The organism is Afipia sp. GW821-FHT04G03, assembly GCF_059419985.1.
Genome location: NZ_JBWKSV010000002.1, coordinates 972,830 through 996,846, shown reverse-complemented (window position 1 = coordinate 996,846; position 24,017 = coordinate 972,830). Strand labels below are relative to the sequence as shown.

Sequence of the window (24,017 nt, the reverse complement as noted above, 5' to 3'; positions counted from 1 at the left end):
GCATGAAGCGGAATCTGGATCCAACCCGTGGCCGTCATGGAAGCTGAGAGCGCGTCTGAAGCGAAGCCCACGGGGCTGGTCGCGCGACTGCGCGAAGTCCTGACCGGCACCTCCGAAGCCTCGCTGACCAAGCGGCTGGCCGGCACCGTTTTCATCATCCGCGTCGTGAGCGCAGGCCTCGCGTATTTCTCTCAGGTGCTGCTCGCCCGCTGGATGGGCGGATCGGATTACGGCATCTACGTCTATGTCTGGACCTGGGTGCTGCTGCTCGGCAGCGTGCTGGACTTCGGCATCGCCGTCTCAGCGCAGAAAATCATCCCCGAATATCGCGCCGACGGACAGCTCTCGATGCTGCGCGGCTTTCTGTCGGGAAGCCGCTGGGTGACCTTCGCCGCATCGACCGCGATTGCGTTGCTGCTCGCGGGGCTCGTGACCATCCTGTCGCCATGGATCGATGCCCACACGATGCTGCCGCTCTATATCGGCTGTCTCACCCTGCCCGCCTTCGTGGTCGCCAACACGCAGGACGGCCTTGCGCGCTCGCACGACTGGATGCGGCTCGGCCTGATGCCGCAATTCATCGTGCGGCAGACGCTCATCATCGGCTTCACCGCAGGCGCGGTGGTGCTCGGCATGAATCTCGGCGCGACGGCGGCGATGATCGCCAGCGCCGCGGCGGTCTGGATCGCCATGATCGGCCAGATGATCGTGCTCAACCGCCGGCTCAATGCCAGCGTCGCGCCCGGCCCGAAGACCTACGATTTCCGGAGCTGGCTGAAAGTCTCGCTGCCGATCATGATGGTGGAAGGTTTCTATCTGCTGCTGTCCTACACCGACGTGCTGGTGCTGCAGCAGTTCCGCTCGTCCGAAGAAGTCGGCGTGTACTTCGCCGTGGTGAAGACGCTCGCGCTGGTGTCGTTCATCCATTACGCGATGTCGGCGACGACCGCCCACCGGTTCAGCGAGTATCACGCCTCCGGCGACAAGGAGCGCCTGGCGGCCTATATCGCCCACGCGATCAAGTGGACGTTCTGGCCGTCGGTCGCAGCCACCGCCGTTCTGCTCGCCATGGGAAAGCCGCTGCTCTGGCTGTTCGGGCCGCAGTTCACGTCAGGTTATGGAATCATGTTCGTCGCGGCGATCGGTTTGATCGTGCGCTCCGCCATCGGCCCGGTGGAGCGGCTGCTCAACATGCTGGGTCACCAGAACATGTGCGCGCTGGCCTATGCGCTGGCGTTTGTCGTCAACCTCGTGCTGTGCGTGCTGCTGGTGCCGCGCTTCGGGGGCTACGGCGCCGCTGCGGCGACGTCCGTGGCGCTGATCTTCGAGACCATCCTGCTGTTCTGGATCACCCGCAAACGTCTCGGGTTTCACGTGCTGGCGTTCGGGAAGCGCTGACTTCACCTCTCCCCGCCTGCGGGGAGAGGTAAAGAAGAACAACCAGCTATTCCGCCGTCCAGCCGCCGTCGATCGAGAGGTTCGCGCCGGTGATCTGCGCGGCATTGTCACCGCACAAAAACAGCGCCAGCGCCGCCACCTGCTCGACGGTCACGAACTCCTTGGTGGGCTGCGCATCGAGCATCACGTCGTTGATGACCTGTTCCTTGGTCAGCCCGCGCGTCTTCATGGTGTCGGGGATCTGCTTCTCCACCAGCGGCGTCCAGACATAGCCGGGCGAGATGCAGTTGGCGGTGATCTTATGGGTGGCAAGCTCCAGCGCCACCGTCTTGGTCAGGCCCGCGATGCCGTGCTTGGCGGAGACATAAGCCGACTTGAACGGCGACGCGACCAGCGAATGCGCCGACGCGGTATTGATGATGCGGCCCCAGCCGCGCTTCTTCATGCCCGGCACCGCGGCGCGAATGCTGTGAAACGCCGACGACAGGTTGATCGCGATGATCATGTTCCACTTGTCGATCGGGAATTCCTCGATCGGCGAGACGAACTGCACGCCGGCATTGTTGACGAGAACGTCCACCGAACCGTAGGTCTTTTCGCCGAGCGCGATCATCTCGGCAATTTCCTCGGGCTTGGTCATGTCGGCGGGTGAATGCACCGCCTTAACGCCAAAGTCCTTCTCGATGGCCAAACGCTCTTTCTCGATGTCGGCTGGCACGCCGAAGCCGTTGATGACGATGTTCGCGCCCGCGCCCGCGAACGCCCGCGCATAGGCGAGGCCGATACCGCTGGTCGAACCCGTCACAACTGCCGTCTTGCCGGAAAGAGTACCCATTATTCGCTCCTGTTTACCGTTTGATGTATTGCGACCCGCTTTCACACAGGTCGTAGGTGACCATGGTTTCATCGGACTGCGGCCGGTTCAGCCATTCCGGATGAGTCATGGACGCATAGACGTCGCGCTCGCCCGCAGCCCAGTGCTCGACCATCCCGAGCCGCGAGAAGTCGTAATCCTTCGACGAGGCTTCGTGGGTCTTGCTGCGATAGATCAGATGCACGACCGTGACCGTGTTTTCCTTCGCCGCTTCATTCAGCGTCGCGACCAGCGGATCGCCCTTGAAGCTGTCCGGCAGCTTGGCGATCAGTTCGCGCACGGCCTTCTTCGCGTCGTGAACCTTCTTGGCCTTGTCGGTGTTCATGCGGGTGCGGCTGGAATAGCGGATGTCTTTTTCGCGCTCCGCCGCCTCCAGAAGGGTGGCCGGCAAATCGCCCCGCGCGCTGAACAGATCGATCTGGAAGATCAGCAGATCGCGTCTGGTTTCGGCATCCAGCACATAGTCCAGCGGCGTATTCGACGCCACGCCGCCGTCCCAGTAATGCTCGCCCTCGATCTCGACAGACGGGAATCCCGGCGGCAGCGCCCCGGAAGCCATGATGTGCTCGGGGCCGATCTTCTTGCCGAGCTTCTTGAACTCGACATTGTCGAAATAGCGGAAGTTGCCGCTGGTGACGCCGACCGCACCGACGCTGAGGCGCACCTTCGCGTCGTTGATCATGTCGAAGTCCACCAGCCGCTCCAGCGTCGCGCGCAGCGGGGACGTGTCGTAATAGCTCTGCGACTGCGGGCTGCCCGCCGGCCAGACCGGCGCGGGCGGAAAGCGCGGCGTGAAAAATCCAGGCACACCGAAGGTCGCGATCAGCGCGGCACTGGTCTCGTTGAACAGCGACCGCGCGTGATCGCCCTGCACCAGCGGAGCCCACGGCATCGGCGAGCCCGACGACACCGTCTCCCAGAATTCCTTGAGTTTGCCGATCCGCTTTTCCCGCGGATTGCCGGCGATGATGGCGGCATTGATCGCGCCGATGGAAATGCCCGCGATCCATTCGGGCTCGAAATCATGATGGCACAGCGCCTGATAGGCCCCGGCCTGATAGGAGCCGAGCGCGCCGCCGCCCTGCAGCACCAGCACGCGCTGCGCCTGCGCCGGGATCGAGGTGGTCTGTCTGTCGGGGGAAAGCTGATCCATACGCCATCACGGGAGCTAGTGTCCCGTATCCGAGGTTCGCTTCGCTTTGCGGCGCTCTCCGAGCGAACCTCGGATACGAAAGGACACTATCAAATTATGATTCTAGTGATCCTTTGGTTCTGACATTCGTAAAAGTGCCCGCGAAGGATACAATACGAATGTCAGAACCGGATCACTAGCATCGCGTGTTGCGATGCGATGGCACGGTGGCCTCAGTTCGCAGCCGCGTCAATTGGCCAAAACGAGGGGAATGTCACAGAAGGTTTATCTTGGCCGCTTATCGCGCGTCCGGCGCGGCGAGGATCAGCGTCCAAAACACCTTGTATTTGGTATTCGGGGCGTAGGTCGCGGCGATGCCTATTTTTGTGACACCGCTCGCCAGCATGTTGGCCTTGTGGGGCGGTGAGTCCCGCCAGCCCGAGAAGGCCTCGGCCAGGGTGTGATAACCGGCGGAGACGTTTTCCACGGCCTTGGTGGCGTCGAACCCGGATGCCTTGATCCGCTTGTCGAGCGTGCCCGCCACGTTGTGATCGAGCTTGTTGCGGCTGGCCATGGCCTGCGACTGCGATTCCGCCGCCTTCATCAGCAAGGGATCGACCTGGACCGCGCCGAGGCCGTTGTTCTGCCGATAGCCGGAAATCATGGACGCCGCCGTGGCGGGATCGAGTTTTGCGCCGGCGCTGGCCATGCTGACATAGAACGCCGGCTGCTCGGTGGACGTGTCACCGCCCGTTCCGCAGCCACTCAGGATCGTCAGCGCCAGAATGGCGATAGCCGCGCGTATCATGATCGATGCCCCCACCCGTCGGTCGGCGTTTGTTGCACACCAACAGTGGCTGAAAGGTGAACGCGGCGTTGATTAGGAGGGGAACCAGACAAGGCTGCAACCACGATGCGCTTCCTCTCCCCGTCAGAACGGGGAGAGGTGAAGAACTTACGACTGCGCGGGAAACAGCCGATAGCGCCGGGGCTGGAGGCTGACCACGTCGCCGGGCTTGAGATCGCGGTCGCGCGGCGCGTCGATCTCGATCAGGGTTTCATTCGCGCCGTTATGCAGGACCACGTCGGCGCGCTGGGTCGGGCCGAACGCGCGCACATGCTTGACGTCGCCCTCGAGGATGCCGCTGCCGCTCGGCACGATCGACACATCATGACGGCGGATGAACAGATTCGACGGGCCGGACACCGCGTCGCGCGGCTCGATGTTGAGCACCTTGTCGCCGAGACGCACCTTGCCATCCGAGACCTGCACCGGCAGCACGATGGATTCGCCGATGAAGCCGTGAACGAAGGCGGTCGCCGGATTGTCGTAAACGTCACCGGGCGTGCCGATCTGTTCGATCTTGCCCTTGTCCATCACCACCACGCGGTTGGCGACTTCGAGCGCTTCTTCCTGATCGTGGGTGACGAAAATCGACGTCACATGAATCTCGTCATGAAGCTGGCGCAGCCAGCGGCGCAATTCCTTGCGCACCTTGGCGTCAAGCGCGCCGAACGGCTCATCCAGCAGCAGGATGCGCGGCTCGATGGCAAGCGCACGCGCAAGCGCGATGCGCTGGCGCTGGCCGCCGGACAACTGGCTCGGATAGCGATCCGCCAGCCAGTCGAGCTGCACGAGATCGAGCAGTTCCTTCACGCGCTTCCTGATGTGCGCCTCGTCCTTGCGGATGGCGCGCGGCTGCACCCGCAGGCCGAACGCGACATTCTCGAACACGCTCATATGGCGGAACAGCGCGTAATGCTGGAACACGAAGCCGACATGACGCTCACCGGCGCCGCGCTCCAGCGCGTTCTCGCCGTCGAAAATCACCGAGCCTTCATCGGGCCAGTCGAGGCCGGCGATGATGCGCAGCAGCGAGGTCTTGCCGGAGCCCGACGGGCCCAGCAGCGCCACCAGTTCGCCGGTGGCGACCTTGAGATCGACATGGTCGAGCGCGGCGAAAGAGCCGAACTTTTTCACGATGTTGCGGACTTCAATCGTCACTTGCGGTCTGTCCTTCTTCGAGATGGCTTTCGAGAACGGTCTTCACGATCAGCGTCACCAGCGCCAGGAATGCCAGCAGCGACGCGATCGCGAACGAAGCCACGAACTGGTACTCATTGTACAGGATTTCGACCAGCAGCGGCATGGTGTTGGTTTCGCCGCGGATATGGCCGGATACCACCGAAACCGCGCCGAATTCGCCCATGGCGCGGGCATTGCACAGCAGAACGCCGTACAGGATGCCCCATTTGATGTTCGGGATGGTCACGCGCAGGAAGGTGCGCAGGCCGGATGCGCCGAGCGAAATCGCCGCCTCCTCTTCCTGCGTGCCCTGCTCCTGCATCAGCGGGATCAATTCGCGCGCCACGAACGGGAATGTCACGAAGGTGGTCGCCAGCGCGATGCCGGGCACCGCGAACAGGATCTGCACATTGTTGGCGATCAGCCATGTGCCGAAATAGCCCTGCGCGCCGAACAGCAGCACGAACACCAGACCCGAGATCACCGGGCTGACCGAGAACGGCAGGTCGATCAGGGTAATCAGGAAGACCTTGCCGCGGAATTCAAACTTGGCAATCGCCCAGGCCGCGATCACGCCGAACACAAGATTGAGTCCGACGGAGATCACCGCGACGGTCAGCGTCAGCCGGATCGCGGACAATGCTTCAGGCTCGGCGAGCGCACCGAGATATGTCGCGACGCCCCGCGAAAAAGCTTCGGTGAACACCACCACCAGCGGCAGCACCACGAAGACCGTCAGAAACGCAATCGCGATGGTGATGAGAATCCAGCGAACCCAGGCAGGTTCGGTCCTGACCTGATACGCGGGCGCGGTGGGGCGTGTGGTGACCATGACCGCTCAGACCTGAACCGCGACGCCGCGCGTCTGCGCCCAGCGTTGAATGCGGTTGATGGTGAAAATGATGAGAAACGACACGACCAGCATGATGACCGCAATCGCGGTCGCGTCCGCGTATCGAAACTCCGACAGCCGGATCACGATCAGCAGCGGCGCGATTTCAGAGACGTTCGGCAGGTTGCCGGCGATGAAGATCACCGAGCCGTATTCACCGACAGCGCGCGCGAAGGCGAGCGCAAAGCCGGTCAGGATCGCCGGCGTGAGGCTGGGCACGATCACCTTGGTGATGATGTCCCAGCGCGACGCGCCGAGACTGGCCGCGGCTTCCTCAACCTCCACTTCCAGATCGAGCAGCACCGGCTGAACCGTGCGCACCACGAACGGGAAGCCGATGAAGATCATCGCGATAAAAATTCCGATCGGCGTGAACGCGACCTTGATGCCCATTTCAGCCAGCGGCGCGCCGAGCCAGCCCTTCTGCGCGAACAGCGCCGTCAGCGCCACGCCCGCGACCGCGGTCGGCAGCGCGAACGGAATATCGACGATGGCATCGAAAATCCGCCGGCCGGGAAAACGATAACGCACCAGCACCCACACGATCACCATGCCCATCACGAGATTGACGATGGCGGCGAGGAACGCGAGGCCGAAGGAAATCTTCAGCGCGTTCAGCGTGCGGCGGCTGGTGAGGATGTCCCAGAACTGAAAGAGGCTGAGTTCGGCGGTCTTCAGGAAAAGACCCGCGAGCGGAATCAGGATGATGATCGACAGCCATGTCAGCGTCAGTCCCATGGTGAGACCAAAGCCCGGCAGTGCCCGTCGTCGTCCTGTTCCTCCGCTCACGATGCCCCCATCAATCCGCGTTCAGATCAGTTCTTGTAGATCTGATCAAAAACGCCGCCTTCGCCGAAGTGTTCCTTCTGCGCCTTGGTCCAGCCGCCGAACACATCGTCGATGGTGAAAAGGTCAACCTTTGCAAAGGAGGCCTCGTACTTCTTGGCCACTTCCGGATCACGCGGGCGATAGGAATTGCGCGCCGCAATGTCCTGGCCTTCCTTGGTGTACCAGTACTTCAGGTATGCCTCGGCGGCAGCACGGGTGCCCTTCTTGTCGACGACCGTATCGACAATGGTGACGGGAGGTTCGGCGAGGATCGACAGCGGCGGCGCCACGATCTCGAACTTGTCCTTGCCGAATTCCTTCACGGCGAGAAACGCCTCGTTTTCCCATGCCAGCAGCACGTCGCCGACGCCGCGCTCCACGAAGGTCACGGTCGAGCCGCGCGCGCCGGTGTCCAGCACCGGGACGTTCTTGAAGACATCGCCAACGAATTTCTTGGCCTTGTCCTCGGAGCCGTACTTCTTCAGCGCATAACCCCAGGCCGCGAGGTAATTCCAGCGTGCGCCGCCCGAGGTTTTCGGATTCGGCGTGATCACCTGAACGCCGTTCTTGATCAGGTCGTCCCAGTCCTTGATGCCCTTCGGATTTCCCTTGCGGACCAGAAACACGATGGTCGAGGTGTAAGGCGACGAATTCTGCGTCAGGCGCTTCTGCCAGTCCTTGTTGACGAGACCCTTGTTGGCAATCGCGTCGATGTCGTAGGCGAGCGCCAGCGTCACCACGTCCGCCTGCAGGCCGTCGATCACCGAGCGCGCCTGCGAGCCCGAGCCGCCATGCGACTGCTTGATCTCGATGCTCTTGCCGGTGTCCTTCTGATAGGCGACGGCGAAAGCCTTGTTGAATTCAGCATAAAGCTCGCGCGTCGGATCATACGACACGTTGAGCAGCGAGACATCCGCGGCGAGCGCTGAGCCCGCCCACAGGACGCCTGCAAGGACGATTAAACTACGGCGAACCATTTCAATCTCCATTCGAACTGACGACATCATCGCCATCAGGGAAGGCGTGAAACTCTGGAACTCGCGTGGTTCTGTCAACGAAACCCGATTTCGTTCTTTGCAAATTTATGGAACGAACGTTCTATGAAAGCGCGCTTCGCAAGCATGCAAGATTTTACAGAAATATTTTATGACGCTTTGGTCATTTACGAAGTCTTGGTGACGTGAATGCCGCATTCCGTCTTGCCTCTGTCGCGCCAGCGGCCGGCGCGCGGGTCTTCGCCGGGCAGCGTCCGGCTCGTGCATGGCATACACCCGATCGAGGTGAAGCCGGATGCGACCAATGGATGCGGCGGAAGATCCATCGAAGCATACAGCGCCTTCAGTTCATCCAGCGACACGTTCGCCAGCGGATTGAACTTCAGCCGCTCGCCGTCGGCTTCGACAACGGGAATGGCGGCGCGGTCGCCACCCTGAAAACGCTTGCGGCCGTTGATCCATGCGTCGAACGGCTTGAGCGCGCGCGCCAGCGGCTCGACCTTGCGGATGAAGCAGCACTGATCTGGATTCGAGAACCACAGGTCGCGGTCCTTGTCCTCGCGTTCAAGCGTATCGGGCAGCGGATGAATCGTGCGCACATCGGTGAGACCGAGCAGCCCCGTCAGCGTGTCGCGATAGGCCAGCGTTTCCTCGAACAGCCAGCCGGTATCGAGAAACACCACCGGGATCGCCGGATCGACATCCGCCGCGATCTTCAGCAGCGCCGCCGACTCGGTGCCGAACGACGACACCACGGCAAGCTTGTCGCGGCCGACTTTCCTGATGGCGGCGGCGATGATCTCCGCCGGCGACGCATTGGCCAGCACGCGATCGAGTTCGGCGGCTTCCGTCACGATCAGCGACGACGACGGATTTGCAGGAGCCTGCGACAGAAAGGACGGGGCGGCGGTACTCATGATCCAGCACCTTCCGACATGTGCATCAGACGCCGCCGGAACGCCGGAATGCGGCCGTCGCCAACGGGCTGATAGAACACGGAGTAACGATGCGCGACATCGGTGAATGCCTTCGCGTCGCTGTCCTTCTTCACCTCGAACGCATCGAAGCCGGCGCGCATCATGAACACGAACTGGTCGCGCAGGACCTGACCGGTGGCGCGCAACTCGCCACGGAAGCCATGACGCTCGCGCAGCAGACGCGCCTGCGTGTAGGCGCGCCCGTCGCGAAAAATCGGAAACACCAGTCCGACCGCAGCCAGCCTGCCGAGATACGGCACCAGATGGTCGACGTCCCGATTGTTCGGCCAGATCACGCCGGTCTTCACGTTGTCCTTGCCGCTCCGCGACAACACCGCTTCGGGATCGGCGAGGAATCGCTCAGCCGAAACCAGCACCGCGCCATTGGCGGGAATCTCCGCGTCATCCTCGAGATGCAGAAATTCGTCTGCGACGATGGCATTGCCCTTAACGAGTGGCATAGACGCGCTCCTTGAATGGCGCCACGCCGAGACGTTTCACCGCATCGATAAACAGTTCATCGGGCCGCTGGCGCAGCGCCAGATAGGCCTCGACAATATCCTCGATGACATCGGCCACCTGATCGTAGGGCACCGCCGGACCAACCAGCGTGCCGAGTTCGGCATGCTCGTCGGCGCGGCCGCCGATCGTGATCTGGTAGAATTCCTCGCCGTTCTTCTCGACGCCGAGAATGCCGATGTGGCCGACGTGATGATGGCCGCAGGCGTTGATGCAGCCCGAAATGTTGATGTGCAACCGGCCAATGAGATTCGCCGTATCGGGATTGGCGAAACGCCGCGTCAACTCCTGCGCGATCGGAATCGAGCGCGCATTGGCGAGCGAGCAATAGTCGAGGCCCGGGCACGCAATGATGTCGGAGACCAGATTGACGTTCGGCGTCGCGACGCCGGCCTGATCGAGGGCGCGCCACAGCGCCGGCAGGTCGCGCTTGGCGACATGCGGCAGCGCCAGGTTCTGCTCATGGCCGACCCTGATTTCGCCGAACGAATACTTGTCGGCGAGATCCGCGATCTGGTCCATCTGCTTGGCCGACGCATCGCCCGGCGTTCCGCCGACCGGCTTCAGCGACAGGGTGACGATTGCGTAGCCGGGCACCTTGTGGGGCGCGACGGAATTCTTGTGCCAGGCCGCGAAGTTCGGATTCTGCTCGGCCTTGCGCAACTCGTCGGGCGTGTCGGACAGCTTCTCGTAGTCCGGATATTTGAAGCGCGAGCGGATTTCCTCGACTTCCGATGGGTCGAGCGCGAGCACGCCATCGCGCACCTGACGCCACTCCTCCTCGACCTCCTGCTTGAACTTCTCGATGCCAAGCTCGTGGACAAGGATCTTGATGCGCGCCTTGTAGATGTTGTCGCGGCGTCCGTACTGGTTGTAGACGCGCAGGATCGACTCGACGTAGCTCAGGATGTCGCGGTGGCTGACAAACTCGTTAATGGTCTTGGCGAGGAACGGCGTGCGGCCAAGTCCGCCACCGACCAGCACCTCGAAACCGACTTCGCCGGCGTCGTTCTTGTAGATGCGCAGGCCGATGTCGTGAACCTTGATCGCCGCCCGGTCATGCTCGGATGCTGTGATCGCGAACTTGAACTTGCGCGGCAGGAACGAGAATTCCGGATGCAGCGTCGAATACTGCCGGATGATTTCCGCCCAGACGCGTGGGTCTTCGATCTCACCGGGCACGACGCCCGCCCACTGGTCCGCCGTCACGTTGCGCGTGCAGTTGCCGCTGGTCTGCATTCCGTGGATGCCGACCTCGGCCAGATCCGCCATCGCGTCGGGCAGATCGGCGAGCTTGATCCAGTGGAACTGGATGTTCTGCCGCGTGGTGAAATGGCCATAGCCGCGGTCGTACTTGCGCGCGACATGGGCCAGCGCGCGCATCTGCTTCGATGACAGCGTGCCGTAGGGAATCGCGATCCGCAGCATGTAGGCATGCAGTTGCAGATAGACGCCGTTCATCAGGCGCAGCGATTTGAATTCGTCTTCGGTCAATTCGCCGGAAAGACGACGCGCAACCTGGTCGCGGAATTCCACAACGCGTTCGTTGACAATCGTGCGGTCGAGTTCGTCGTAAGCGTACATATTGAAGCGCCTTAAGCGGAGAGCAGCAGCGGAAAGGTCACGCCCTGCTGGCGGATTTTCTCGCGCAGGTTGCCGGGGGCGACACCCTGATCTGTGACGTCGACGGGCGCGATGTAAGACCCCACCGCGCCGACATCGTCAGCAACGGACTCGGCGAGCAACGCGCGCGCCTCATCGGCGGTCCGCACAATGGCGGCGTCCGACAGGTCGACCGACCAGCCATGAGACGCCGTGCGGTAAATCACGGCGCCGTCGCCCGTCCGGTTGGCGGTGACGATGGAGGGGCCGGTGATCCTGATTTTCTTTTGTTCGAGAGGTGATGTCATTCTGCAGCCATTAAAAGTTCGGAGATGAGGTCATCGGGGGTGGTGTGTTGCAAACCCTGTGCTCGCCAGGGTGCGGAGCGGGCGACGACGTCGCCGATAATCAGAATCGCGGGACCGTTCTCGACCTGTTCGGCGAGAGACGGCAAATCATCCAGCACGCCGACCACGGCCTTGGCGTCGCGGCGCGTCGCGCGCGCGAACACGCCGACCGGCGTTTGCGGCGAGCGGCCCGCAGCAAGCAAACCTTCGCGAATGGTCGCGGCGGCCGTGATGCCCATGTAGACGACCACGGTCATTTTGGTGTCCGTCAGCGCCGACCAGTCGACGTTGCCTGCGTCCTTGGCCTTGTGCGCCGTAAGGAACGTGATGCGCAGCGCTTCTTGACGATAAGTGAGCGGCACTTCGGATTCCGCAGCGGCACCAAGACCAGCCGTAATGCCGGGGATCACCGCATAGGCCACGCCTGCCGCGCGCAAAGCGGCGATCTCTTCGCCGCCGCGCCCGAAGATAAACGGATCGCCGCCCTTGAGACGCACCGCGCGCCGGCCGGATTGCGCGGCCTCGATGAGAAGACGATGAATCGCATCCTGCCCGATGCCCGGCTTGCCGATGCGCCTGCCGACCGGCACCAGCGCCGCATCGCGGCGCGCGCGGTCGAGAATTTCCGGTGAGACCAGATCGTCGTAGAAAACCACGTCGGCGTCCTGCAACGCGCGCAGCGCCTTGACCGTCAGCAGGTCCGGATCGCCCGGCCCCGCGCCGACCAGCGTGACAAGGCCTTCGCCGCCGCTGGCTGCGAACGCGACCGGATCGTGAATTGATGTCAGCTTGCGTTCTGCGTCGCCGAGCCGCCCGGCGAGAACGTCCGCGCCGATGGAGCCGTCGATCACGCGCTCCCAGAACAGGCGGCGCATCGGCATGTCGGGAAGCCGCGCCTTGATCGCGCTGCGCCACTGTCCGACGAAAGCGGCAAGATCGCCGATCCGCGCAGGCAGCAACGCCTCGATGCGTTCGCGCACACGCCGTGCGACCACAGGCGACGCGCCGCCGGTGCCGACGGCAACCACGACATCGCCGCGATCGACAATCGCCGGGAAAATGAATGTGGAGTGCGCGACCTCGTCCATCACGTTGACTGGAATGCCGACGGCGCGCGCACGCGCGGCCATGGCGTGGCCGGTTTCACCGGCGCCCGCGCACACGATCGCAATGACATGAGAGAGATCGGCGGTCAGTGGATCGCCCGTCGCCTGTTCGATACGCGCCGCAGATGCGGAATCGAATCCCGAAACGTCGTGACTGCCGTCAGTCGCGAACCAGCGCACGCGCGCATCGGCCGCCAACAGCAGGCGTAATTTCGCCTGCGCAAAGGCGCCTTCACCCACCAGAACGATGGGTCCGGCCTGCAAATCCAGGAATACCGGCAAAAACCGCATACGAAACTCCGCTTCCCCATTTGCGGGGTTGACTGGAATTATTTTCTATATATGTATCTTGCAAGCCGCGCAAAGAGAAAATTATTCCTTCTACGCTGCGCCGCAAACTTAGAATTTTGCACCACAAACACAGCGCAAAAGAGATGCATTTTCTCGTGACACATCTGGATGGCAAAGCCCTCCGTCTGAGCGTCGCTGCATCTTTTGACAGCACCGGCCTGCGGGCACTGCCTGCAACCGCGACGGAGTAATCCATGGCGAACTCTTCGGCCCCCTCGTTGGTGAACACGACCGCATCCAAATCTGCCGCGCCACTGATCACATCCACGCCGTCGATGGATCACCTCGACGAACTGGAAGCGCAGAGCATCTACATTTTCCGCGAGGCCTTCGCGCGGCTGAAAAAGCTCGCGCTGCTGTGGTCGCTCGGCAAAGATTCGAACGTGATGATCTGGCTGGCGCGCAAGGCATTCTTCGGCAAGGTGCCGTTCCCCGCGCTGCATGTCGACACGCAGAAGAAATTTCCGGAGATGTATGCGTTCCGGGATCGCTATTCGAAGGAATGGGGTCTCGATCTCAAGGTCGATTACTGCCCGCCGATCGAGGACATCGACCCGACGCTGCCGCCGGCCGCTCGCTCGGCCGCGCGCAAGACCGAAGGCCTCAAGCTTGCACTGGCCAAATACGGCTTCGATGGACTGATCGCCGGCATCCGCCGCGACGAGGAAGCCACCCGCGCGAAAGAGCGCGTGTTCTCGCCGCGCGGCATCGAGGGCGGCTGGGACGTGCGCGATCAGCCGCCGGAATTCTGGGATCACTTCAACGCCTCGCCGCCGCAGGGCGCGCATTTGCGTATTCATCCGATCCTGCATTGGACCGAGGCGGACATCTGGGCCTACACCCAGCGCGAAAACATTCCAATCATTCCGCTGTACCTGTCGAACAACGGCAAGCGCTATCGCTCGCTGGGCGATCAGGACATCACCAATCCGGTCGTGTCCAATGCCTCGAACATCGATGAAATCCTGATCGAACTGAACGCGACGAAAATTCCCGAGCGCGCCGGCCGCGCGCTTGACCATGAAACCGAAGATGCTTTCGAGCGGCTGCGCGTCGCCGGATATCTCTGACGCCAGATGGACGCCGCCATGAACATCGCTGTCACGAAGACCTCTCTCGCCACGCCGAACGGCACCACCCGTCCGCAAGTGCGCATCGTCATTGTCGGTCATGTCGATCACGGCAAGTCCACGCTGGTCGGCCGCCTGCTGCATGAAACCGGCAGCCTCCCGGACGGCAAGCTGGAAATGCTCAAGGCCGTCAGCGCGCGGCGCGGCATGCCGTTCGAATGGTCTTTCCTTCTGGACGCGCTGCAAACCGAGCGCGACCAGGGCATCACCATCGACACCACGCAGATCCGCTTCCGGACCAAATCGCGCGACGTCGTGCTGATCGACGCGCCGGGCCACGCGGAATTCCTGCGCAATATGATCACCGGCGCATCGCAGGCCGACGGCGCGGTGCTCATCATCGACGCGCTGGAAGGCGTGCGCGACCAGACACGGCGTCACGGCTATCTGCTGCATCTGCTCGGCGTCAAACAGGTCGCCGTCGTGGTCAACAAGATGGACCGCGTCGATTTCAGCGAATCTCGTTTCAGGGACATCAGCGACGAGATCACCGCGCATCTGGTCGGCCTCGGCGTCACGCCGACGGCCGTCATTCCGATTTCCGCGCGCGACGGCGACGGCGTCGCCGAGCGCACCCCGAACATCAAGTGGTACAGCGGACCCACGGTCGTTGAGGCGCTGGACGCGCTGACGCCCGCGCGCGCGCTCGATGAATTGGCATTACGGTTGCCGGTGCAGGCGATCTACAAGTTCGACGACCGGCGCATTGTCGCGGGCCGTGTCGAATCCGGCGCCATCGGCGCCGGCGACGAAATCGTCATCATGCCCGCGGGCAAGATCGCCAAGGTGAAATCGGTCGAAGGCTGGCCGGTCACGCCGGTGTTCGGGCGGCAAGGCGCCGGACGCTCCGTCGGCATCACGCTCGACCGCGAACTGTTTCTGGAACGCGGCGACATCATCGCCCACATCGCCGCCGCGCCGCGCGACACCCGCCGCCTGCGTGCCCGCATCTTCTGGCTGCACGACGCGCCGCTGAAAGCCGGCGCATCGGTTCTGGTGCGGCTCGGCACCATGGAATCCCGCGCGACCATCGTTGCCATCGACAAGGCGGTCGATCCGGGCGAACTCGCCAGCGTCGAGACGTCTGCGATCGCGCGCAATCATGTGGGCGAAATCGACATTTCACTGGCGAAGCCTGTTGCCGCCGATCCCTATACCGAGAATTCGCGCACCGGACGTCTTGTCATCGAGGTCAACGGACGCATTGCCGGCGGCGGCCTCGTGCTGAGCGTCGATTCCGGCCAGCGCGCCGTTCCTGTCGACATCGTGCCGGTGGAATCCGCGCTGCGGCCGGACGAACGCTCCGCGCGCTACGGCCATGGCGGCGCGGTGGTCTGGCTGACGGGCCTGCCCGGCTCCGGCAAATCGACGCTGGCGCGCGCGCTGGAACGCAAGCTGTTCACGCGCGGCGGCTCACCGATCCTTCTGGACGGGGACACCGTTCGCGCAGGCCTCAACAGCGATCTCGGCTTCTCGCCCGAAAGCCGCGCCGAGAACATCCGCCGCCTCGCCGAAGTGGCGACGCATCTTGCGCGCAACGGCCACATCGCCATCGTCGCCGCCGTGTCGCCCGCCATCGACGACCGCGCCAACGCGCGGCGCATCGCCGACGACCTGTTCCGCGAGATTTACGTCGCGACGCCCGCAGAGGTTTGCGAAAGCCGCGACCCCAAGGGTCACTACGCCAAGGCGCGCGCCGGAAACCTGCCGAGCTTCACCGGGATCGCCAACGATTACCAGCCGCCCGCCAATGCCGAGCTGACCATCGATACGTCGACGCGCTCCGTCACCGAGGCCGCCGACGCGATCGAACGGCTGCTCGCAAACACCGGTGTGCTGTTCGGCGATCTCGACGATCTCGCCGCCAATATCTAAGTCATACGAATCCAGTTAGGAGAGATACTTTGCGCAAGATTCTCATCGCCCTCGCCGCCAGCGTCGGCATCGTATCCGCCGCGCAGGCGCAGACGCCGGCCACGCTGCTCAACGTATCGTACGACATTTCGCGCGAACTGTTCGCAGCGATCAATCCCGAGTTCGCCAAACACTGGAAGGCCAAGACCGGCCAGGACATCACCATCAATCAGTCCCATGCCGGATCGACGCGTCAGGCGCGCGCGATTCTTGAAGGGCTGGAAGCCGACGTCGTGACCTTCAATCAGGTGCCCGACGTGCAGGTGCTCGCCGACAAGGGCAAGCTGATCCCCGCCGACTGGCAGAAGCGTCTGCCGAACAATTCGTCTCCGTACTATTCGCTGCCGGCGTTCCTGGTGCGCGCTGGCAACCCGAAGAACATCAAGGACTGGGACGATCTGGTCCGCGCCGACGTCAAGGTGATCTTCCCCAACCCGAAGACCTCCGGAAACGCCAAGTACACCTATCTGGCCGCCTATGCCTACGCCAAGAGCAAGTACGACAGCGCCGAGAAGGCCGACGACTTCATCAAGAAGCTGTTCGCCAACGTTCCGGTGTTCGACACCGGCGGACGCGGCGCGACCACGACCTTCGTCGAGCGCCAGACGGGCGACGTGCTGATCACCTTCGAGGCCGAGACCAACGGCATCCGCGACATCGCCGGCAAGGACAAGTATCAGGTCGTGGTGCCGTCGCAGAGCCTGCTCGCGGAATTCCCCGTCACTGTCGTCGACAAGTTTGCCGAGAAGCACGGCACGCAGGCGCTCGCCAAGGCCTATCTCGAGTATCTCTACACGCCGGAAGGCCAGACCATTCTCGCCCAGCAGTACAACCGGGTGAACGACAAGGCTGTGGCCGAGAAGTTCAAGGGCCAATTCCCGGCGGTGAAGCTCGTCACCATCGAGAAGGAATTCGGCGGCTGGGACAAGGTCAATGCAGAACACCTGAACCCCGGCGCGAAGCTGGATCAGTTGTTTGGCGGCGCGAACAAGTAAGTTCGCAGATGTAACCGCAGATAGATAAAGGGTGTCATGCGCGGGCTTGACCCGCGCATCCATCCTTTGGAGACGATGCTCTAAAAAGATGGATTGCCGGATCAAACCCGGCAATGACGGCCCAAAGCGGAACTGGTAGCAGCGCTTTGCCTGAATCTCAGAAGTGGATGATTTGATTTGCGACGCCGGGTCATCCCAGGTTTCGGATTGGCGCTGGGAACGACCGTTCTCTATCTCGGGGCAATCGTGCTGCTGCCGCTGTGCGCGCTGCTGCTGAAAGCCTCGGGCATCGGCCTCGCACAGTTCTGGGACATCCTGTCGTCGCCGCGCACGCTGTCAGCCATTCGCGTCACCGTGACGATGGCTTTCGCCGCCACCATCTTCAACGCCATTTACGGCCTGCTGCTGGCATGGGTGCTGGCGCGGTACAGTTTCCCCGGCAAGCGCATTCTCGACGCGCTGGTCGACATTCCGTTCGCGTTGCCGACCGCAGTCGCGGGTCTCGCGCTCACCGCGCTGTTCGCCAAGAACGGCTGGTTCGGCGCGCCGCTCGACAAGATCGGAATCGCGGTCGCCTACACGCCGCTCGGCATCGCCATCGCCATGGCCTTCACCAGCATTCCCTTCGTGGTGCGAACCGTGCAGCCGGTGATCGAAGACATGGGCTCGGAGGTGGAGGAAGCCGGACGTTCGCTCGGCGCCAACGACTTTCAGATCCTGTGGAAGATCATCTTCCCGGCGATCTTTCCGGCGTTCCTCGCCGGCTGCTCGCTGTCCTTCGCGCGCAGCCTCGGCGAATTCGGCGCGGTGATCTTCATCGCAGGCAACCAGCCGATGAAGACCGAGATCGTCGCGCTGCTGACCTATATCCGGCTTGACGAATACAACTATCAAGCCGCCGCCGCGATCTCCGCGATCATGCTGCTGATGGCGTTCGCGATGCTGATCTTCACCAATATCGTGCAGGCCTGGCATCTGCGTTACGTCGGCCGCGGAGAGGTCTGATGTCCATTGCATCGGAACGCGACAGCGAACAGGCCGAATGGATGCAGCATCCGGTCGGCGGCGGCAAGGTCACGCGGCGGATCGTGCTGTGGACCGTGCTGGTGATGACCGCGGTGTTTCTGGTGGCGCCGCTGGTGCTGATCGTGACGTCGGGGCTGTCGTCAGGTGTCGGCGTTTTCATGCGCAATCTCACCGAACCCGCAACGATGCACGCCATCGGACTGACGCTGCTGACGGCGCTGATCGTGGTGCCCATCAACATCCTGTTCGGACTGGCAGCGGCATGGACGGTGACCAAGTTCGACTTCAGGGGCAGGACGCTGCTGATCTCGCTGATCGAACTGCCCTACTCGATCTCGCCCATCGTCGCCGGTGTGGCCTATCTCTTTGTCTACGGCTCGCAGGGCTTGTTCGGGCCGCTGCTTGAGTCGCTGGGCATCAAGGTGATGTTCGCGCTGCCGGCGATCTTTCTGGCGAGCCTGTTCGTCACCGCGCCCTTCGTCGCCCGCGAACTGATTCCGCTGATGCAGGTGCAGGGCACCGACGAGGAAGAAGCCGCGGTGACGCTCGGCGCGGGCGGCTTCATCACCTTCTGGCGCGTCACGTTGCCGAACGTAAAATGGGCGGTGGTCTATGGGGCCATCCTCTGCAACGCGCGCGTGATGGGCGAATTCGGCGCGGTGACGGTGGTATCCGGCAACATTCGCGGCCAGACCACGACGCTGCCGCTTCAGATCGAACTGCTTTATCAGGACTACAATGTCGCCGGCGCGTTTGCCGCGGCGACCGTGCTGACCGCCGTGGCGCTTGTCACCATTCTGGTCAAGGTGACGCTGGAGCGGTATGGCAAGACGTCATCCGCAGGCCCCGGCCACTAGATCGGCGCTCCGCGCCTCGAAAAGCGGTGTCGCACCGGCCATTTGCAAGCCCGTGGTATACGTCTTTCGGACCGGGAAAGGGCCTTCTCATTGGCCCGCCTTTGGCGCTAAAACCTTCCTCACGACGCCACTTTCCGTGGCCATCATCACCTTACCTGAAGCTTCAAAACAGCGTTTGAAACGCTGTTTTCCGTGGGATTTATCATGAAACGTATCGACGCCAGCGGCCTCAAGATCGCGCCCGTTCTGTTCGACTTTATCGCCAAGGAAGCAACTCCCGACACCGGCGTTTCGCCCGATGCCTTCTGGGCCGGGCTCGCCGCCATCGTGAACGACCTCGCGCCCCGCAACCGCGACCTGCTGGCCGCGCGCGACAAGCTTCAGGCCAAGATCGACGAATGGCACAAGGCGAACAAGGGCAAGGCGTTCAACATGGACGCCTACACGGCGTTCCTGAAAGAAATCGGCTACCTGCTGCCGGAGCCCGCCGCGAAGGACGTGCAAACCGCGAACGTCGATGAAGAACTCGCGACCATGTTCGGGCCGCAACTCGTCGTGCCGCTGACCAATGCGCGTTACGCGCTGAACGCCGCCAACGCGCGCTGGGGCAGTCTCTATGACGCCCTGTATGGCACCGACGCCATTCCGCACGATCCGTCGGAGACCGGCAAGGGCTACAACAAGGCGCGCGGCGACAAGGTGATCGCCAAGGCCAAGGCGTTCCTCGATCAGGCCGCGCCGCTCGCGACCGGCAATCACAGCGACGTCACCGCCTATCACATCGAGCACGGCCAGCTCGCCGCCAAGCTCAAGAGCGGCAACGCCACCGCGCTGAAGAACAAGACCCAGCTTGTGGGCTATCAGGGCGACGCGGCCTCGCCGACCGCGATCCTGCTGGTCAACAACGGCATGCACATCGACGTGCAGATCGACCGCAGCAACACCATCGGCAAGGACGATCCCGCCGGCGTTTCCGACATGATCCTGGAATCGGCGGTCTCGACCATTCTCGACATGGAAGACTCTGTTGCGGCGGTGGACGCCGACGACAAGGTTCTGGTCTACCGCAACGTGCTCGGCCTCATGAACGGCACGCTGTCGGCGGATTTCGAGAAGGGCGGCAAGACGCTTCAGCGCAAGCTCAATGCCGACCGCGTCTACACGGCGCCGGACGGCAAGGGCAAGGTGACGCTGCACGGCCGCAGCATGATGCTGGTCCGCAACGTCGGCCATCACATGTTCACCGACGCGGTGCTCGACAGCAAGGGCGAGGAGCTTCCGGAAGGCATCCTCGATGCCGCCGTCACCGGCCTGCTTGCGCTGCATGACATCAAGGGCAAGACCAAACTCAAGAACAGCCGCAAGGGCTCGGTCTATATCGTCAAGCCGAAGATGCACGGCCCGGACGAAGTCGCGCTCACGGTCGAACTTTTCGGCCGCGTGGAAAAGATACTCGGCCTGCCTGCAAACACCCTCAAGGTCGGCATCATGGACGAGGAACGCCGCACCACGGTGAACCTGCAGGCCTGTATCCAGAACGCCGCGCAGCGCATCTGCTTCATCAACACGGGCTTCCTCGACCGCACCGGCGATGAGATCCATACGTCGATGGAAGCGGGCCCGATGATCCGCAAGAACGACATGAAGGCGCAGCCCTGGATCAAGGCCTATGAAGACTGGAACGTCGACACGGGTCTCGCCAACGGCCTGCCGGGTCACGCGCAGGTCGGCAAGGGCATGTGGGCGGCTCCCGACAAGATGGCCGACATGCTGGTGCAGAAGGTCGCGCATCCGCAGGCCGGCGCCTCCACCGCGTGGGTGCCCTCGCCTACCGCGGCGACGCTGCACGCGCTGCATTATCACCAGGTCGATGTCGGCGCGCGCCAGAAGGAACTGAAGTCACGCGCGAAGGCGAAACTCTCCGACATCCTCACCATTCCAGTGTCGCAGTCGAACTGGGCGCCGGACGACGTCAAGCAGGAGATCGACAACAACTGTCAGGGCATCCTCGGCTATGTGGTGCGCTGGATCGATCAGGGCGTCGGCTGCTCCAAGGTGCCGGACATTCACGATGTCGGGTTGATGGAAGACCGCGCGACGCTACGCATCTCCGCGCAGCATCTCGCCAACTGGCTGCATCAGGGCGTCGTCACCAAGGATCAGGTGATGGAATCCTTAAAGCGCATGGCGGTAATCGTGGACAAGCAGAACGCCGGCGACGCGCTGTACCGGCCGATGGCACCGAAGTTCGACGGCGTCGCGTTCCAGGCCGCCTGCGACCTGATCTTCAAGGGCCGCGAGCAGCCGAACGGCTACACCGAGTTCATCCTGCACGCACGCCGCAAGGAAGCGAAGGCGGCGGGCTGATCTACCGGTGAATTGAAGTGATACGAAAACCCCGGCGCATGCGCCGGGGTTTTTGATTCAAATGGTTATCGTTGCTCTCTATCGAATGACGCCATTTCGCCGCAGTTCCGGCAGGAACGATCGCATCGTCCCATCGTTATCGGGCATTCCAACACAGGAGGAAGCCGATGGACTGGAACCGCGTTGAAGGGAACTGGAAACAATTCAAGGGCGCTGCGAAGGAAAAATGGGGCAAGCTCACCGATGACGATCTCGACGTCATCGAAGGCCGCCGAGAGCAACTCGAAGGCAAGCTCCAGCAGCGTTATGGTTTCGCCAAGGATCAGATCCACAAGGACGTGGACGACTGGTTCAAGACGCTGAAGTAGCGAGACGCAAAAAGTGCGTCGTTCCAAAACAAAAGCCCCGGCGCAATGCCGGGGCTTTTTTCGTACAGGCCTTCGCTCAAATCCGGCGCGGCCTAGAACACCGCCAAAACTCTCAACAGCGAGATGATGCCAATGATGATGACGATAACGCGGACGATCTGCTTGGCGCGACCATCGATCGGAAGCAAATTGACCAGATAAAGAACAAGGATGACGACGAGAAATGTGATCAGCGCGCTGATAAGCAAAGACATGGTGACCCCTCATGAAATCGGTTCGACAGGGTCACGAGACAGCATCCCGCATCCCTCCTCACCAACGATCCCATTCAGGATTGGTTCCGTTTCTGGAACAGCGTTATTGCGTTGAGACCGACGACACCCGCTCGTACTGCGCACGCACAGACTTCGGCGCGGGCGAGAAATTGAGCGCCGCGCTGCGGTTCTTCTTGCTGCCGCCAGCGACCATCAAACCGTTCGGACCGGCAACAATGTCACCCTTGCGCAAGGTCGGATCGTCCTCGACGTCGATCCTGGCGAGCCCCGCAGAATCCTTGCCGTTGCAGGTGCAGCCGGCGACAAGCTCGGTGCGATACTTGAATGCGTTCGGCAATGCCGAATACGGCTTGCCGCTTTCGGTCGCCGCGCTGTCGATGTCTCTGCCCAACACCACCTTCGTGTCGCTGGCCGGACAGAAACTCTTGCACGCCTCGGCGCGGCTCTGGCCGCCTGTCGCGGTCAATGGGAAGTAGCGGCCATCACAGGTCCGCACGCAATAGGCCGAGCCTCCGCCGCTGTAACGTCCGCCGTAGATGTTTACGCGCCTCGACGGCGCGGGGGCCTCACCAGGATCAGCCGCGTAACCGAACGACTGATGGGGAGACGCCCGGTCGTTGCAACCGCCGAAGAGGGCCGCGAACGGATCGCACGCCGATGCGGTCGACGCCGACAGACAGCCGACAACAACGATGATTGCAAAAGCAAGGCATCCGGAAGCGACGGAGCGCGCTGACTTGAACGAAGCTGATATGGACTGAGTTGACTTACGCATCGTGAACCTCTTGGCGGGCACTTATGCCTCAACTGGCGGACACCTCGTTAAGCAGCACTTCCAAACAGGCGTTTAATATAATCCCGACATCCGGATGTTTTGTGACATCCGCCGGTCGGGCCGCGCGTTCGGTGAATTTTCATTGCTACGATGAATGGCCTTTGCCTCAATTTGCACCGATCTCGTCTTCGGCCACACCACAACCTTCGTGCCGACGGTGACGCGGCTGGCCAGATCCTGCACATCCTCATTGGTCAGACGGATGCAGCCGCTGGAGACGAACTTGCCGATGGTCGACGGATCGTTGGTGCCGTGAATGCGATAGGTGCTGGAGCCGAGATACATCGCGGCGGCGCCCAGCGGATTTCCCGGACCGCCTGCCACGAACCGCGGCAGGTAAGGCTGGCGCGCGATCATCTCCGTCGGCGGCGTCCAGTCCGGCCACGAGGCCTTGCGCGAAACCGTTTGTACGCCCGACCAGGTGAAGCCCTCACGGCCAACGCCGACGCCGTAGCGGATGGCGCGGCCCTGACCGAGCACATAGTAAAGCGTGGTGTTGCCGGTATCGATCACGATGGTGCCGGGCGCTTCGCGGCTCTCGAACGAGACGACCTTGCGCTGAAGACGCTCAGGCAGAATTGCCGATTCGTCTCCCTCGTCCTCGGTCACGCCGGGCTGTGGCAGCGCCTGCCGATCCGACCAGAACGAGCCCTGAGCATTCAGGCTTTGGGAATCTCCAGCATAGCCAAGCGTTTGAGCAGCCAGCGGAGTCGCCAGCGCGACCGGAAGAACGATCGCCGCCACCGCTAAGCCGAGAAGAGACTGGGGGAAAATACGGAATGAAGAACTGCGAGACGCCGCTTGCGCTGAATGACTCATGACCAGCCCCGTTTTTACAATCGCACCCGGTGAGTGCGGATACAGAGCGAACGCCGTCCTGCGTCATTTAGTTCCCGCGCCGGCCCTGCAACACGAATTTGTCTGGCTGGCATCGGGCTGCGTTCAAGTCCGGACGGCGGAACCTTGGGACCCTCCGACGGTTAGCGGTGCCGGAAGCCGGCGCACGGTAGGCGGCTGGCCAAGCACGTTGAGGATCATTGCCATGTCACTCGGGACCATTCTCGTCATCATTCTGATTTTGATATTGCTCGGCGTCATTCCAAGCTGGGGCTACAGCGGGAGCTGGGGTTACGGCCCATCCGGCATCGTCGGCACCATCCTTGTGATCGTTGTCATTCTCCTGCTGCTCGGCAGAATCTGACA

24 protein-coding genes are annotated in these 24,017 nt (G+C 62.5%); 9 read left to right on the top strand and 15 right to left on the bottom strand.

Features of this window, described 5'->3' with window-relative positions:
* Positions 1 to 27 precede the first annotated feature (27 nt).
* Positions 28 to 1,398, top strand: a complete 1,371-nt coding sequence (locus tag AC07UB_RS14000; protein ID WP_494653531.1) for a lipopolysaccharide biosynthesis protein — start codon at positions 28 to 30, stop codon at positions 1,396 to 1,398.
* Positions 1,399 to 1,444: 46 nt separating this feature from the next.
* Here AC07UB_RS14000 and AC07UB_RS13995 read toward each other — a convergent pair whose 3' ends face one another.
* From AC07UB_RS13995 to cysG, 12 genes are all read right to left on the bottom strand, one after another.
* On the bottom strand, positions 1,445 to 2,233 hold the full coding sequence (locus AC07UB_RS13995) for a 3-hydroxybutyrate dehydrogenase (protein WP_494653530.1): 789 nt from the start codon (positions 2,231 to 2,233) through the stop codon (positions 1,445 to 1,447).
* Positions 2,234 to 2,246: 13 nt separating this feature from the next.
* Positions 2,247 to 3,425, bottom strand: a complete 1,179-nt coding sequence (locus AC07UB_RS13990; protein WP_492790916.1) for a DUF3734 domain-containing protein — start codon at positions 3,423 to 3,425, stop codon at positions 2,247 to 2,249.
* Between the two features lie 277 nt (positions 3,426 to 3,702).
* Positions 3,703 to 4,212: a CAP domain-containing protein gene (locus AC07UB_RS13985; protein ID WP_492790917.1), complete on the bottom strand. Its 510-nt coding sequence runs from the start codon at positions 4,210 to 4,212 to the stop codon at positions 3,703 to 3,705.
* 147 nt (positions 4,213 to 4,359) lie between these two features.
* The gene (locus AC07UB_RS13980) at positions 4,360 to 5,409 is read right to left on the bottom strand and encodes a sulfate/molybdate ABC transporter ATP-binding protein (RefSeq protein ID WP_492790918.1); all 1,050 of its coding nucleotides are present in this window, start codon (positions 5,407 to 5,409) and stop codon (positions 4,360 to 4,362) included.
* Positions 5,399 to 6,262 (bottom strand): sulfate ABC transporter permease subunit CysW, encoded by an 864-nt coding sequence (gene cysW, locus AC07UB_RS13975; RefSeq protein WP_492790919.1) that lies wholly within the window; start codon positions 6,260 to 6,262, stop codon positions 5,399 to 5,401. Before cysW (AC07UB_RS13975) ends, AC07UB_RS13980 begins: the two co-directional genes overlap by 11 nt.
* Positions 6,263 to 6,268: 6 nt before the next feature.
* Positions 6,269 to 7,111 carry a sulfate ABC transporter permease subunit CysT gene (gene cysT, locus AC07UB_RS13970; RefSeq protein ID WP_492790921.1) on the bottom strand — a complete coding sequence of 281 codons (843 nt, stop codon included), beginning with the start codon at positions 7,109 to 7,111 and terminating at the stop codon, positions 6,269 to 6,271.
* Positions 7,112 to 7,137: 26 nt separating this feature from the next.
* Positions 7,138 to 8,127, bottom strand: coding sequence for a sulfate ABC transporter substrate-binding protein (locus AC07UB_RS13965; RefSeq protein WP_492790922.1), 990 nt, complete (start codon positions 8,125 to 8,127; stop codon positions 7,138 to 7,140).
* A gap of 185 nt (positions 8,128 to 8,312) precedes the next feature.
* Positions 8,313 to 9,062, bottom strand: coding sequence for a phosphoadenylyl-sulfate reductase (locus tag AC07UB_RS13960; RefSeq protein WP_494653528.1), 750 nt, complete (start codon positions 9,060 to 9,062; stop codon positions 8,313 to 8,315).
* Complete coding sequence (locus AC07UB_RS13955) at positions 9,059 to 9,583, bottom strand: DUF934 domain-containing protein (RefSeq protein ID WP_494653526.1); 525 nt, start codon at positions 9,581 to 9,583, stop codon at positions 9,059 to 9,061. Before AC07UB_RS13955 ends, AC07UB_RS13960 begins: the two co-directional genes overlap by 4 nt.
* Positions 9,570 to 11,225 (bottom strand): nitrite/sulfite reductase, encoded by a 1,656-nt coding sequence (locus AC07UB_RS13950; RefSeq protein ID WP_494653524.1) that lies wholly within the window; start codon positions 11,223 to 11,225, stop codon positions 9,570 to 9,572. Before AC07UB_RS13950 ends, AC07UB_RS13955 begins: the two co-directional genes overlap by 14 nt.
* An 11-nt stretch (positions 11,226 to 11,236) precedes the next feature.
* Complete coding sequence (locus AC07UB_RS13945; protein ID WP_494653522.1) at positions 11,237 to 11,551, bottom strand: DUF2849 domain-containing protein; 315 nt, start codon at positions 11,549 to 11,551, stop codon at positions 11,237 to 11,239.
* Positions 11,548 to 12,987 (bottom strand): siroheme synthase CysG, encoded by a 1,440-nt coding sequence (gene cysG / locus AC07UB_RS13940; protein WP_494653520.1) that lies wholly within the window; start codon positions 12,985 to 12,987, stop codon positions 11,548 to 11,550. Before cysG ends, AC07UB_RS13945 begins: the two co-directional genes overlap by 4 nt.
* A 335-nt stretch (positions 12,988 to 13,322) precedes the next feature.
* Between cysG and cysD the strand changes: the two genes are divergently transcribed.
* The 7 genes from cysD to AC07UB_RS13905 all read left to right on the top strand — a co-directional run bounded on the left by cysD (position 13,323) and on the right by AC07UB_RS13905 (position 21,704).
* Positions 13,323 to 14,117: a sulfate adenylyltransferase subunit CysD gene (gene cysD, locus AC07UB_RS13935; RefSeq protein ID WP_492792705.1), complete on the top strand. Its 795-nt coding sequence runs from the start codon at positions 13,323 to 13,325 to the stop codon at positions 14,115 to 14,117.
* 18 nt (positions 14,118 to 14,135) lie between these two features.
* Positions 14,136 to 16,052, top strand: coding sequence for an adenylyl-sulfate kinase (cysC, locus tag AC07UB_RS13930; protein ID WP_494653518.1), 1,917 nt, complete (start codon positions 14,136 to 14,138; stop codon positions 16,050 to 16,052).
* A 29-nt stretch (positions 16,053 to 16,081) separates the two neighbouring features.
* Positions 16,082 to 17,086 (top strand): thiosulfate ABC transporter substrate-binding protein CysP, encoded by a 1,005-nt coding sequence (gene cysP, locus AC07UB_RS13925; protein WP_494653516.1) that lies wholly within the window; start codon positions 16,082 to 16,084, stop codon positions 17,084 to 17,086.
* A 177-nt stretch (positions 17,087 to 17,263) separates the two neighbouring features.
* Entirely contained in the window at positions 17,264 to 18,091 is an 828-nt protein-coding gene (cysT, locus tag AC07UB_RS13920; protein ID WP_494653514.1) for a sulfate ABC transporter permease subunit CysT, read from the top strand.
* Positions 18,091 to 18,969: a sulfate ABC transporter permease subunit CysW gene (cysW, locus tag AC07UB_RS13915; RefSeq protein WP_492790932.1), complete on the top strand. Its 879-nt coding sequence runs from the start codon at positions 18,091 to 18,093 to the stop codon at positions 18,967 to 18,969. Before cysT (AC07UB_RS13920) ends, cysW (AC07UB_RS13915) begins: the two co-directional genes overlap by 1 nt.
* Positions 18,970 to 19,173: 204 nt before the next feature.
* Positions 19,174 to 21,336, top strand: a complete 2,163-nt coding sequence (locus AC07UB_RS13910) for a malate synthase G (protein ID WP_494653512.1) — start codon at positions 19,174 to 19,176, stop codon at positions 21,334 to 21,336.
* A gap of 167 nt (positions 21,337 to 21,503) precedes the next feature.
* Positions 21,504 to 21,704: a CsbD family protein gene (locus AC07UB_RS13905; protein WP_019199909.1), complete on the top strand. Its 201-nt coding sequence runs from the start codon at positions 21,504 to 21,506 to the stop codon at positions 21,702 to 21,704.
* 92 nt (positions 21,705 to 21,796) lie between these two features.
* On the opposite strand, the gene AC07UB_RS13900 is transcribed toward AC07UB_RS13905, so the two are convergent.
* The 3 genes from AC07UB_RS13900 to AC07UB_RS13890 all read right to left on the bottom strand — a co-directional run bounded on the left by AC07UB_RS13900 (position 21,797) and on the right by AC07UB_RS13890 (position 23,633).
* Entirely contained in the window at positions 21,797 to 21,958 is a 162-nt protein-coding gene (locus AC07UB_RS13900; RefSeq protein ID WP_492790934.1) for a Thivi_2564 family membrane protein, read from the bottom strand.
* Positions 21,959 to 22,061: 103 nt separating this feature from the next.
* Positions 22,062 to 22,754: a DUF2865 domain-containing protein gene (locus tag AC07UB_RS13895; protein WP_494653509.1), complete on the bottom strand. Its 693-nt coding sequence runs from the start codon at positions 22,752 to 22,754 to the stop codon at positions 22,062 to 22,064.
* A gap of 72 nt (positions 22,755 to 22,826) precedes the next feature.
* A complete protein-coding gene (locus tag AC07UB_RS13890; RefSeq protein ID WP_494653507.1) occupies positions 22,827 to 23,633 on the bottom strand; it encodes a L,D-transpeptidase in 807 nt (268 codons plus the stop codon).
* A 223-nt stretch (positions 23,634 to 23,856) separates the two neighbouring features.
* Here AC07UB_RS13890 and AC07UB_RS13885 point away from each other — a divergent pair, with 223 nt between their 5' ends.
* The gene (locus AC07UB_RS13885; protein ID WP_492790937.1) at positions 23,857 to 24,015 is read left to right on the top strand and encodes a DUF3309 family protein; all 159 of its coding nucleotides are present in this window, start codon (positions 23,857 to 23,859) and stop codon (positions 24,013 to 24,015) included.
* The last annotated feature ends 2 nt before the right edge of the window (positions 24,016 to 24,017 follow it).

What these genes read in the sequence shown, in the direction of transcription:
- AC07UB_RS13995 (WP_494653530.1), bottom strand. Translation starts at nt 2,233, where the DNA reads ATGGGTACTCTTTCCGGCAAGACGGCAGTTGTGACGGGTTCGACCAGC.
- AC07UB_RS13990 (WP_492790916.1), bottom strand. Translation starts at nt 3,425, where the DNA reads ATGGATCAGCTTTCCCCCGACAGACAGACCACCTCGATCCCGGCGCAG.
- AC07UB_RS13985 (WP_492790917.1), bottom strand. Translation starts at nt 4,212, where the DNA reads ATGATACGCGCGGCTATCGCCATTCTGGCGCTGACGATCCTGAGTGGC.
- cysW (WP_492790919.1), bottom strand. Translation starts at nt 6,262, where the DNA reads ATGGTCACCACACGCCCCACCGCGCCCGCGTATCAGGTCAGGACCGAA.
- AC07UB_RS13965 (WP_492790922.1), bottom strand. Translation starts at nt 8,127, where the DNA reads ATGGTTCGCCGTAGTTTAATCGTCCTTGCAGGCGTCCTGTGGGCGGGC.
- AC07UB_RS13960 (WP_494653528.1), bottom strand. Translation starts at nt 9,062, where the DNA reads ATGAGTACCGCCGCCCCGTCCTTTCTGTCGCAGGCTCCTGCAAATCCG.
- AC07UB_RS13955 (WP_494653526.1), bottom strand. Translation starts at nt 9,583, where the DNA reads ATGCCACTCGTTAAGGGCAATGCCATCGTCGCAGACGAATTTCTGCAT.
- AC07UB_RS13950 (WP_494653524.1), bottom strand. Translation starts at nt 11,225, where the DNA reads ATGTACGCTTACGACGAACTCGACCGCACGATTGTCAACGAACGCGTT.
- AC07UB_RS13945 (WP_494653522.1), bottom strand. Translation starts at nt 11,551, where the DNA reads ATGACATCACCTCTCGAACAAAAGAAAATCAGGATCACCGGCCCCTCC.
- cysG (WP_494653520.1), bottom strand. Translation starts at nt 12,987, where the DNA reads ATGCGGTTTTTGCCGGTATTCCTGGATTTGCAGGCCGGACCCATCGTT.
- cysD (WP_492792705.1), top strand. Translation starts at nt 13,323, where the DNA reads ATGGATCACCTCGACGAACTGGAAGCGCAGAGCATCTACATTTTCCGC.
- cysC (WP_494653518.1), top strand. Translation starts at nt 14,136, where the DNA reads ATGAACATCGCTGTCACGAAGACCTCTCTCGCCACGCCGAACGGCACC.
- cysW (WP_492790932.1), top strand. Translation starts at nt 18,091, where the DNA reads ATGTCCATTGCATCGGAACGCGACAGCGAACAGGCCGAATGGATGCAG.
- AC07UB_RS13910 (WP_494653512.1), top strand. Translation starts at nt 19,174, where the DNA reads ATGAAACGTATCGACGCCAGCGGCCTCAAGATCGCGCCCGTTCTGTTC.
- AC07UB_RS13905 (WP_019199909.1), top strand. Translation starts at nt 21,504, where the DNA reads ATGGACTGGAACCGCGTTGAAGGGAACTGGAAACAATTCAAGGGCGCT.
- AC07UB_RS13900 (WP_492790934.1), bottom strand. Translation starts at nt 21,958, where the DNA reads ATGTCTTTGCTTATCAGCGCGCTGATCACATTTCTCGTCGTCATCCTT.
- AC07UB_RS13895 (WP_494653509.1), bottom strand. Translation starts at nt 22,754, where the DNA reads ATGCGTAAGTCAACTCAGTCCATATCAGCTTCGTTCAAGTCAGCGCGC.
- AC07UB_RS13890 (WP_494653507.1), bottom strand. Translation starts at nt 23,633, where the DNA reads ATGAGTCATTCAGCGCAAGCGGCGTCTCGCAGTTCTTCATTCCGTATT.
- AC07UB_RS13885 (WP_492790937.1), top strand. Translation starts at nt 23,857, where the DNA reads ATGTCACTCGGGACCATTCTCGTCATCATTCTGATTTTGATATTGCTC.